Source organism: Pseudomonas sp. GW821-FHT09D08, assembly GCF_059416305.1.
Genome location: NZ_JBWKOX010000024.1, coordinates 1 through 12,118 on the forward strand (window position 1 = coordinate 1; position 12,118 = coordinate 12,118).

2 protein-coding genes are annotated in these 12,118 nt (G+C 58.3%); one reads left to right on the forward strand and one right to left on the reverse strand.

The window, feature by feature from the left end; translation table 11 throughout:
* On the reverse strand, window positions 1-10,388 hold a 10,388-nt coding region (locus AC07OP_RS27690; RefSeq protein ID WP_495109924.1), incomplete at its 3' end, for a retention module-containing protein.
* A 347-nt stretch (window positions 10,389-10,735) separates the two neighbouring features.
* Between AC07OP_RS27690 and AC07OP_RS27695 the strand changes: the two genes are divergently transcribed.
* On the forward strand, window positions 10,736-12,088 hold the full coding sequence (locus tag AC07OP_RS27695) for a TolC family outer membrane protein (protein ID WP_065941140.1): 1,353 nt from the start codon (window positions 10,736-10,738) through the stop codon (window positions 12,086-12,088).
* The last annotated feature ends 30 nt before the right edge of the window (window positions 12,089-12,118 follow it).

Below are 12,118 nucleotides of genomic sequence, written 5' to 3' on the forward strand. Positions count from 1 at the left end.
GTGAAGCGGCCAGCGACGGTACCCGCAGTAGCGGAGTTTTCATCGATGGTTTCTGGGGAAACGCTGATGACCGGCACATCGTTGTGCAGAGTGACAGTTGGTTGACCGGTGCCGTTGGAGTTCAGACCTTCAGGGTCAGTGACGGTCAGATCAATCTTCGGCAGTTGATTACCGGCGTTAACAAAGTCCGCGCCCTTCTGGGTCAGTACAACGTTGTTGCCGGACAGGCTGTAGTAGCCGTCAGCATTGCTGTTACCCGTGAAGGAAACAGTCAGGCCTTCGCGAGGCGTTTCTTCATCAGTCGCGGTGAAGCGGCCAGCGACGGTACCCGCAGTAGCGGAGTTTTCATCGATGGTTTCTGGGGAAACGCTGATGACCGGCACATCGTTGTGCAGAGTGACAGTTGGTTGACCGGTGCCGTTGGAGTTCAGACCTTCAGGGTCAGTGACGGTCAGATCAATCTTCGGCAGTTGATTACCGGCGTTAACAAAGTCCGCGCCCTTCTGGGTCAGTACAACGTTGTTGCCGGACAGGCTGTAGTAGCCGTCTGCGTTGCTGTTGCCCGTGAAGGAAACAGTCAGGCCTTCGCGTGGGGTTTCTTCATCGGTCGCGGTGAAGCGGCCAGCGACAGTGCCCGCAGTAGCAGAGTTCTCATCAATAGTGACTGGCGCGACACTGATCAGCGGCACGTCGTTTACCAACGTCACATCCGGCGTGGCAGTAGCGTGCGAGCTGCCTTTATCGGCATCGGTCACGGTCAGATCAATCGCAGGCAGCTTATTACCCGCGTTGACGAAGTTTGCACCCGCCAGGGTCAACACCACAGCATTGCCAAGAAGGGTGTAGTAGCCATCTTTGTTGCTGTCGCCGGTGAAGCCGACTTTCAGCTCAGCAACCGGTGTCTCGACATCGCTGACGGTAAAGTGACCGGCAACGGTGCCTTCCGCCACGGCACCTTCCTGCAGCGGGTTCGCCACGACATCTATGACGGGCAGATCGTTGACCGCAATCACATTGATCGGCAGCGTGATCGACTTGGAAACCGCAGCAGCATCGCCATCCTGCGCAGTGGCGGTCACCGTGAGGTTCACCAGGCCATTGGCGTTTTGTGCCGGGGTGAAGACCAGAGTGGCCTTGTCCCACAGGCTGATGTCGACACTGTGAACGTCAGCGCTGGCAGTAAACGTATGACCCGTTTTGCCATCGGTGATGGTCGCGCCTTCCGGAATACCGCTGATTTCCAGCTTGAGCGTCTCGGAACCATCCTTGTCGGTGGCGTAAGCGTCGATGGCCGACAACTTGATGGCGTGGTCTTCCAGGCCGGTGTTCAGCACCTGGGTGACGCTGATGTTGTCCAACACGCCGCCGAGGGAGTTGTTGGTCTCGCCGGCCGGGGCCTTGAATTCAAGCTTGGCATCACCGTCAGCGGTGACCGGCACCACGAAGGTGTAGGTTTTCATGCCAACGACGGTGGTGTCCAGGGTGCCGACTTTGACGCCGCCCCAGAACACATCGATGACCGAATTGGTCTCAGCCCCGGCGCGCGGGGAGTAGTCCACCGAAATGCTGTACGCCGTGCCGCTTTCGGCCTTGATGATGGTGTACAGGCTGGCGTCGTCGCCGGCATTTTTCTCGAGTTCGATGACCTGGCTGTTGCCTGGGGTTTCTACGCCATAAATGCTGCTTTGGCCGATTTCGACTTTGCCGTCGCTATTACCGGTCAACCATTGGGTGGCTGGAGTGGCGCCATTGCCGGCCGCATTGTTGGCATCGCCGACAGCGACGGTGCTCCACGAACCGTTGAGGTGCGCGCTGTCGAAGTTGATCGAGGTGACGGCGCCGCCACCGAGCAGGTTCAGGTACGGCGCGTCGGTGACCGGAGCGATCGTCACTGGGGCAGTGGTTTCAGCGCTGGCTTTACCGCCGTTGTCGACCGACGTGAAGGTGACCGACGTTGTGCCGCTCCAGTCAGCAGTCGGGGAGAAGTAGACCGCCGCCTTGCCATCGGCACCCGCGGGTACCGAATCGCCGACTTTGAGTTCGGTTGTCAGGCTGGCGTCACTGTACAGCTTGCCGTTATCCGGCAACGTCTTGATGACGAAGTTGGCGACGGAGCCGTCCACATCGGCGCCGCTCAGGACGATCGTGGCCGCATGGTCTTCGTCAGCACCGGCCGCGTTAGCCGATGCAGTCGGGGCGTCGTTGAACAGCTCGACGGTGACCTTGCCAGTGGCGCTGGCGGTTTCCGGCGGCTCACGGTCGAGGTTACCGCCACCGTTATCGGTGACGTCGATAGTGACAGTGCGATCAGTGCCAACCGGATTGTTACCCGGGGCCTGGAAGGTGATCGCTTCAACCAGCTTGATGAAGTCGGCAGCGCTGCTACCGGCTGGCGAGTTGCTGGTCAGGGTGTAGATGATTTTTCCATCGGCGGCGCTGCCGCTTTCGGTGATGGTGATACCGGCAATGGCGAGCGCCTTGAGCACGTCGGCGTTGCTGAGCAGGTCACCGGACACCAGGTGATCAACCGTGACCACCACTTTGCTGAAGGTTTTGTTGTCGACGTCTGTGATGCTCAGGTTGTCGACCAGTGCCACCGCCGCTTTTTGCTCGACAAACGTGGTGCTGTCAAAACTGACCACCGGTTTATCGTTGACCGGAACCACGTAGACCACGGAGGTCACCGGAGCCGAGTCCGAATGGCCGTCGTTCACGGTGATGGTCAGGTTGCGATTGGCCGGGCTCGGGTCTTCGCTTTCGCTGGCGAAGTGCACAGAACGCAGGACTTCCTGGTATTCGGCCTTCGTGGCTTCGCCGGACAGGGTCAGTACGCCAGTGCCCTTGTCATAGTTGACGGTGATTTTGGTGTTGCTGACATCTGCGATCAGTACGTCGTCGGTCAAGTGGTTGACCAGCGTAACTTTGGCACTTTTCAGGGTGTCGCTGTCGACGTCGGTGATGGTCAGGTTCGCGGCAACGTAGCCGCCTGGCTTGCCTTCGATGTAGGTGTCGCCAAATGCGTTGGTCGAACCGTTACCCAATACTGGGGCGTCATCGACCGCCGTGACCACGATGCTGATTTTGCCGGTCGTGACTTCTTCAACGTTGGTGCTCAACTCTTTGGCCGTAGCCGTCACGGTCAGGTCGAAACTGGCCGTGGAATCCTTGAACGGTGTAACGGTCAGGGTGCTCAGGTTCCAGGTGCTCACGTCGTACAGCGTGTTCGCGCCGGTCGAGACGATGCTATGGCCCGTGGTGCCATCGGTGAGTACGGCGCCTTCCGGCAAGCCGCTGATTTCAACCTTATGGGCTTCCGAGCCGTCGTTGTCGACAAACGTGGCAGTAATCGGCGCGATCTTGATCGCGGTGTCTTCCAGGCCGTGGTTGTAGACGTTGCCGGTGTAATAGCCTTCGCCATTCACCACATGGCTGTCACCGAGCACCATGCCGGCGGCTTCCAATGCTGCTGCACTGGTGTAGGTCTGCACACCGCTGCTGCCCAGCGACACCGACGGGCCGTTGTTGATCGACACGTTGACGTCGTAGTTGCCCGGACCGTTCTGGTTGTAGTGGTAGATGTCGAGGGTGTAATAACCCGACTCGGTCGGCGTATAGGACGACCCGCCAATCCCGTTGCCCTGGCTCCAGGTCTCGGAAGCGACCAGCTTCCCGCCCACGGTGATTGCCAGGCTATCGTCGGCAGTACCGGTGAAGGTGTAGCTCTGACCGGCTTCCAGGTAAACCAGGCCCGACACTTTGGTCGCGGTGCCTTCGGCCACATTCCCGTTGCTCACATTGCTGGTCACGCCTGTGGAGGCTGCGCTATCAGCGGTTTGGGCGTTGATCACCTTAATCAGGGTGCTGGACTCGGTGACGCCTTGGCCATTGGTGCCCAAGGCACCTGGCAGGTTGCTGCCGGTCCAGGTTTGAATGGTCAAACCGGTTGGCACTTGGCCGATGTTCAGGATTGGCACATCCGTCACCGGGTGGATATCCACGGTGATGGTTTTGGTCTCGCTGTAGGAGTTGCCGTCAGTCGCCTGGAACTTCAGCTCGGTGTAATCACCTTGCTTGTTACCCACGCCGGTGCCGCCGAAGCTGTTGTCGCCCGACTCATTGGCCGCCGGGCTGTAACGCACGTCGTGGTTATCGAAATCAGCCTGGGTGAAGGCCTTGCCCGGCGAGGTGTCGGTTTTCAGATCGGCCGTGGTGAGCTTGACCCACTCACCGTTGACTTTGTATTCGATGGAACCGGCAGGCAGGCTGGTGAACACCACTGCCGGACTCGTGGAATCCTCATCGTGTACGCCAAAAGTCCCCCAGGTCAGCTCGATTGGGGTGTCTTCGTTGCTCTCGATATGGTTATCGGCGGCGGTTGGGGTGTCGTCGACCAGGGTGACGGTTGGTTGACCGGTGCCGTTGGAGCTGGCGCCTTCTGGGTCGGTGACGGTCAGGTCGATTTTCGGCAGTTGATTGCCGGCGTTGACGAAATCGGCGCCTTTCTGGGTCAGTACAACGTTATTGCCGGACAGGCTGTAGTAGCCGTCTGCGTTGCTGTTGCCGGTGAAGGAGACAGTCAGGCCTTCGCGTGGGGTTTCTTCGTCGGTCGCGGTGAAGCGGCCAGCGACGGTGCCCGCTGTAGCGGAGTTTTCATCAATGGTTTCTGGTGCAACGCTGATCACTGGCACGTCGTTGTGCAGAGTAACGGTCGGCTGGCCAGTGCCGTTGGAGTTCAGGCCTTCAGGATCAGTGACGGTCAGATCGATCTTCGGCAGTTGATTGCCGGCGTTAACAAAATCTGCACCTTTCTGAGTCAACACAACGTTGTTATCAACGATGGCGTAGTAGCCGTCGGCATTGCTGTTGCCGGTGAAGGAGACAGTCAGGCCTTCGCGAGGGGTTTCTTCATCGGTCGCGGTGAAGCGGCCAGCGACGGTGCCCGCTGTAGCGGAGTTTTCATCAATGGTTTCTGGTGCGACGCTGATCACTGGCACGTCGTTGTGCAGGGTAACGGTCGGCTGACCGGTGCCGTTGGAATTCAGGCCTTCAGGATCAGTGACGGTCAGGTCAATCTTCGGCAGTTGATTGCCGGCATTAACAAAATCCGCGCCCTTCTGGGTCAGCACAACGTTGTTATCGACGATGGCGTAGTAGCCGTCGGCATTGCTGTTGCCGGTGAAGGAAACAGTCAGGCCTTCGCGAGGGGTTTCTTCATCGGTCGCGGTGAAGCGGCCAGCAACGGTGCCCGCTGTGGCGGAGTTTTCATCAATGGTTTCTGGTGCGACGCTGATGACCGGCACGTCGTTGTGCAGGGTAACGGTCGGTTGACCGGTGCCATTAGAGCTGGCGCCTTCTGGATCAGTAACGGTCAGGTCAATCTTCGGCAGTTGATTGCCGGCGTTAACAAAATCGGCACCCTTCTGAGTCAACACAACGTTGTTATCAACGATGGCGTAGTAGCCGTCTGCGTTGCTGTTGCCGGTGAAAGAGACAGTCAAACCTTCGCGTGGGGTTTCTTCATCGGTCGCAGTGAAGCGGCCAGCAACGGTGCCCGCAGTGGCGGAGTTCTCATCGATGGTTTCTGGGGAAACGCTGATGACCGGCACATCGTTGTGCAGAGTGACGGTCGGCTGACCGGTGCCGTTGGAATTCAGGCCTTCAGGATCAGTGACAGTCAGGTCAATCTTCGGCAGTTGATTGCCGGCGTTAACGAAGTCCGCACCTTTTTGCGTCAGTACAACGTTGTTATCAACGATGGCGTAGTAGCCGTCGGCATTGCTGTTGCCGGTGAAAGAGACAGTTAGGCCTTCGCGTGGGGTTTCTTCGTCGGTCGCAGTGAAGCGACCTGCGACGGTACCCGCCGTAGCGGAGTTCTCATCGATGGTTTCTGGCGCGACGCTGATCACTGGCACGTCATTGTGAAGAGTAACGGTCGGTTGCCCGGTGCCGTTGGAGTTCAGGCCTTCTGGATCAGTGACGGTCAGATCGATTTTCGGCAGTTGATTGCCGGCGTTAACGAAGTCCGCGCCCTTCTGGGTCAGCACGACGTTGTTATCAACGATGGCGTAGTAGCCGTCGGCATTGCTGTTGCCGGTGAAGGAAACAGTCAGGCCTTCGCGTGGGGTTTCTTCATCGGTCGCAGTGAAGCGGCCAGCGACGGTGCCCGCGGTGGCGGAGTTTTCATCGATGGTTTCCGGGGCGACACTGATGACCGGCACGTCGTTATGCAGAGTGACAGTAGGCTGACCAGTGCCATTGGAGCTAAGCCCCTCTGGATCGGTAACCGTCAGATCAATCTTCGGCAGTTGATTGCCGGCGTTAACAAAGTCAGCGCCCTTCTGAGTCAGCACGACGTTGTTATCAACGATGGCGTAGTAGCCGTCCGCGTTGCTGCTGCCGGTGAAAGAGACAGTCAAACCTTCGCGTGGGGTTTCTTCATCGGTCGCAGTGAAGCGGCCAGCAACGGTGCCCGCAGTGGCGGAGTTCTCATCGATGGTTTCTGGGGAAACGCTGATGACCGGCACATCGTTGTGCAGAGTGACGGTCGGCTGACCGGTGCCGTTGGAATTCAGGCCTTCAGGATCAGTGACAGTCAGGTCAATCTTCGGCAGTTGATTGCCGGCGTTAACGAAGTCCGCACCTTTTTGCGTCAGTACAACGTTGTTGCCGGACAGGCTGTAGTAGCCGTCGGCATTGCTGCTGCCGGTGAAAGAGACAGTCAAACCTTCGCGTGGGGTTTCTTCATCGGTCGCAGTGAAGCGGCCAGCGACGGTGCCCGCTGTAGCGGAGTTTTCATCGATGGTTTCTGGGGAAACGCTGATGACCGGCACGTCGTTGTGCAAGGTAACGGTCGGCTGGCCGGTGCCGTTGGAGTTCAGGCCTTCTGGATCAGTGACGGTCAGATCGATTTTCGGCAGTTGATTGCCGGCGTTAACGAAGTCGGCACCTTTCTGGGTTAGCACGACGTTGTTATCGACGATGGCGTAGTAGCCATCCGCGTTGCTGTTGCCGGTGAAGGAGACGGTCAAACCTTCGCGTGGCGTTTCTTCATCGGTCGCAGTGAAGCGACCTGCGACGGTACCCGCCGTAGCGGAGTTCTCATCAATGGTTTCCGGGGTAACAGCGATCACTGGCACGTCGTTGTGCAGAGTAACGGTCGGCTGGCCAGTGCCGTTGGAGTTCAGGCCTTCTGGATCAGTGACGGTCAGATCGATCTTCGGCAGTTGGTTGCCGGCGTTAACAAAGTCCGCGCCCTTCTGAGTCAGCACGACGTTGTTATCAACGATGGCGTAGTAGCCGTCCGCGTTGCTGCTGCCGGTGAAAGAGACAGTCAAACCTTCGCGTGGGGTTTCTTCATCGGTCGCAGTGAAGCGGCCAGCAACGGTGCCCGCAGTGGCGGAGTTCTCATCGATGGTTTCTGGGGAAACGCTGATGACCGGCACGTCGTTGTGCAGAGTGACGGTCGGTTGGCCGGTGCCGTTGGAGTTGGCGCCTTCTGGGTCGGTAACGGTCAGGTCAATCTTCGGCAGTTGATTGCCGGCGTTAACGAAGTCGGCACCTTTCTGGGTTAGCACGACGTTGTTATCGACGATGGCGTAGTAGCCATCCGCGTTGCTGTTGCCGGTGAAGGAGACGGTCAAACCTTCGCGTGGCGTTTCTTCATCGGTCGCAGTGAAGCGGCCAGCGACAGTGCCCGCTGTAGCGGAGTTTTCATCGATGGTTTCTGGTGCGACGCTGATCACTGGCACGTCGTTGTGCAAGGTAACGGTCGGTTGACCGGTGCCATTAGAGCTGGCGCCTTCTGGATCAGTAACGGTCAGGTCAATCTTCGGCAGTTGATTGCCGGCGTTAACGAAGTCCGCGCCCTTCTGGGTCAGCACGACGTTGTTATCAACGATAGCGTAGTAGCCGTCTGCGTTGCTGTTGCCGGTGAAGGAGACAGTCAGGCCTTCGCGTGGGGTTTCTTCGTCGGTCGCAGTGAAACGGCCAGCAACGGTGCCCGCTGTGGCGGAGTTTTCATCAATGGTTTCTGGGGAAACGCTGATGACCGGCACGTCGTTGTGCAGAGTGACGGTCGGTTGGCCGGTGCCGTTGGAGTTCAGGCCTTCTGGGTCAGTGACGGTCAGGTCAATCTTCGGCAGTTGATTGCCGGCGTTAACAAAGTCCGCGCCCTTCTGGGTCAGCACGACGTTGTTATCGACGATGGCGTAGTAGCCGTCGGCATTGCTGTTGCCGGTGAAGGAAACAGTCAGGCCTTCGCGAGGGGTTTCTTCATCGGTCGCGGTGAAGCGGCCAGCAACGGTGCCCGCTGTGGCGGAGTTTTCATCAATGGTTTCTGGTGCGACGCTGATGACCGGCACGTCGTTGTGCAGGGTAACGGTCGGTTGACCGGTGCCATTAGAGCTGGCGCCTTCTGGATCAGTAACGGTCAGGTCAATCTTCGGCAGTTGATTGCCGGCGTTAACAAAATCGGCACCCTTCTGAGTCAACACAACGTTGTTATCAACGATGGCGTAGTAGCCGTCTGCGTTGCTGTTGCCGGTGAAGGAAACAGTCAGGCCTTCGCGAGGCGTTTCTTCATCAGTCGCGGTGAAGCGGCCAGCGACGGTACCCGCCGTAGCGGAGTTCTCGTCGATGGTGACTGGCGCAACGCTGATGACCGGCTCGTCGTTGTGCAGAGTAACGGTCGGCTGGCCAGTGCCGTTGGAGTTCAGGCCTTCAGGGTCGGTGACGGTCAGATCGATCTTCGGCAGTTGATTGCCGGCGTTAACAAAATCCGCACCTTTCTGAGTCAACACAACGTTGTTATCAACGATGGCGTAGTAGCCATCCGCGTTGCTGTTACCCGTGAAGGAAACAGTCAACCCTTCGCGTGGTGTTTCTGCATCGGTCGCGGTGAAAGTACCAGCGACGGTACCCGCTGTAGCGGCGTTCTCATCGAGGGTTTGCGGCGCAATACTGATGACGGGCGCGTCGTTGACCGGTGTAATCGTCACCGTCAACGTGCTGCTCGAGCCGGTATTGGTGGTGTAGCCAATCTGCGGCACTTCGCCGCTGTAATCCTTAGCCGGCGTAAACGCATACGCGCCATCGGCACCAATCGTGATGCTGCCCACGCCTGCAATGATCGCGGTCTGGCCTGCGTTGTAGGTGGTACCCGCCACGTTGAAGGTCGCGACAGTCAATACGTTATCAATGTCGCTGTCATTGCTCAGTACGTTGCCGGTAGCGACGCTATCTTCGACAATCGTGTTGGTATCGGCAACCAAGACACTGGGATCATCCACAGCAACAACAGTGGAAGTGGCCGGCGCAGGATTGATCGCCAGGTTCTCGTAATTACCACCGGCGGCACTGGTAATGGTGGCGCTGACGGTAAGGTCTTTGCCATCCGCCAGGTTGGCAGGTGTGTCCACACTGACCGTACCGGTGGTTTTACCGGCTTCGATGGTAATGGTCTGGTCGTTGGACAGCTTGATGACAACGTCGGTCTGCGCCGCGTTGGTCACCGTCGCGGTGTAGACGATCTTGCCGCCCTCATCCACCGATGCAGTCGCAGTCAGGGTGACGGTGGTGGTGTCGATGGTGTCGTTGATCTGCGTCACCGCCGGCGTCGGGTCGGTGGTGATGATCAGGTTGCCGCCGCCGGAGGTACCGGCGATGGTCGCGGAAATCGACGAAGCGTCCAGGTAAGGCGTGTCATTACCGGCAAACGTGACGTTCAGCACACCCGAGGTCTGGCCGGCGGCGATCACGACAGCGAGGCCGTTGGACAAGGTCACGGTGAGGTCGCTGGTCGGCGCCTGGGTGATAAACACCGTATAGGCCACAACACCACCGGCTTCGGTGATGGTTGGCGTGGCAGTCAGGGTGATGGTGACGTTGCGTGGGTCGACGCCATTATTGTCGGCGCCAGTGAGAACAGTGTTCACCGCATCAGCGGCATTCAAGCCGGTCGTCGGGTAGCCGATGGTGGGGTCAACCACGCCAGCCGTGGCGTCCAGCACAACAAAGCTGTGACCACCACCTACGGAACCGCCGTCTGAACCAGCAGCGGTTTGGCCGGCGGCAGTGGCTTCGAGATCTTGGGTCGGGTCGGCGCCGGCAGCGATGGCTTGCTGGAGTTCAGCAACAGACGGTGCGGCTTGAGCAGTGGCGGCGCTGAGGTCGGTCACCGAGTCAGGAGCGTTCGCGCTCCACTGACTGTCACGGCCCAGATCGAGAATACGGCCGTCGGCCAGTTCCAGAGACACGGCGCCTGCCGGGCCGGTGTCGACCTGCTCCCCAGCGAACAAGCGATCCCCTTCTACAAGCAGACGACGAATCCCTTCAGGGGAAACCGCAAACACCTGACCGACAATGCTTTTGACGACCGCAACGCTGCTCATAAAAAAGACTCTCCGTGTATTACCGTTCAATGGTATCCATCATGGAGACCGGCTTCTTTCTCTTTGCCGATCGATAGCTGGAGTACTTACATTTTGCGTGGTTATTTTGGCGTCAATAATTTGTTGTTTGGTTCATCAAATTACTTTTCCGTCAAGGTATTGACCTATTGGGCGTCATCCTAAACAATCCGCCCAGTAATGTCACATTGATATTTAAGCGGCCTCGCGACTTTCTGTTTACGCCCTTCGGCACCCAAGAAAAACGGGCGTTTCGAGTTGCCACTCCAATGCAATATTCCAATTTTGTTGCGGTTTTTCAGGCAACCAATCCCCGGGGAAACACCAAAATGCGTTTGCAACTTTTTAAAGCTATGCCTTTTGCTTTAGCCGCCAGTTTCGTTCAGGCGCAGACCCTGCCCGAGGCAATGCAAAGCGCTGTGGAAAACCACCCGGAGATCCAGGCAGCTATCAATGCGCGCATCGCCGCTGACTACCAGGTCAGAGAGGCCCAGGGCGGTTATCTGCCTAAAGTCGACGTGTTGGGCGGTTATGGCCGTGAAAGCTCCGACAACACCTCGACCCGCGCCGCCAGCAACAGCCATGATTGGAAAACCCTGAACCGCGGCGAATCGACCATCCGCCTGCAACAAAATTTGTTCCAGGGCTTTGGCACCATTAATGAAGTCGGCCGCCAACAAGCCACCGCCAACTCCCGTGGGTATGCGCTGCTCAATACGTCCGAGCGCACCGCACTGACGGTCGCCCAGGTTTATCTGGATGTCCTGACCCGTCGCGAGATGGTGCAATTGGCAGAAGACAACCTGAAAAGCCACGAACGCATTTTTGACCAGATCAAACTGCGTACCAGCCGCGGCGTGGGCAGGATGGCGGACATGGACCAGGCCGAAGCCCGCCTGGCTCAGGCGCAAAACAACCTGATCACCGAGCAGACCAACCTGGCGGACGCAAACACCAATTTCCTGAGCGTGGTCGGCAAAGAGCCGGACCAGTTGGAAAAGCCGATGGGTATTGTGACCGCCCTGCCGGCCAGCCTGGATCAGGCACGCCGTGAGATGATCGCGGACAGCCCGGTATTGCGTTCTGCCGAGTCAGACATCGCGGCTGCCGAAAAGCAGTACGAAGCCGCCAAGTCGACCTTCTACCCGCGCTTCGATGCGGTGCTGCAACGCTCGGCCAACAACAACATTGGCGGTGAAGAAGGCCATGACAATGGCTACTCCGCCATGCTGAACATGCAGTTCAACCTCTACAACGGCGGCAGCGACAAGGCCAGCCTGCAGTCCAAGGCCTCCCAGGCCACTCAGGCGCTGGACATTCGCAACAACGCCCTGCGTCAGTTGAACGAAGAACTCGGCCTGGCGTGGAACGCCTACAACAATGCCAGCCAGCAGGTGCCGATCGCGCAACAGTACGTCGACCGCAGCACCAAAGTGCGCACCTCTTACCAGCAGCAGTTCAGCCTGGGTGAGCGTACACTGCTCGACTTGCTCGACAGCGAGAACGAACTGTTCACCGCTCAGCAGCGTTTGGCACAGATCAAGAGCCTCTATATCTACACCCAGTATCGAATCAAGGCCGACATGGGCCAACTGCTGAGAAGTCAGGGTGTGGTTGCCCCGCTGGCATCAGTTGTGCAGAACGATATTAAACCGTCGGTAAACCTGCCAGGGATGAACTGATTCTTGACGGCGTTGGACCACACAACCGTT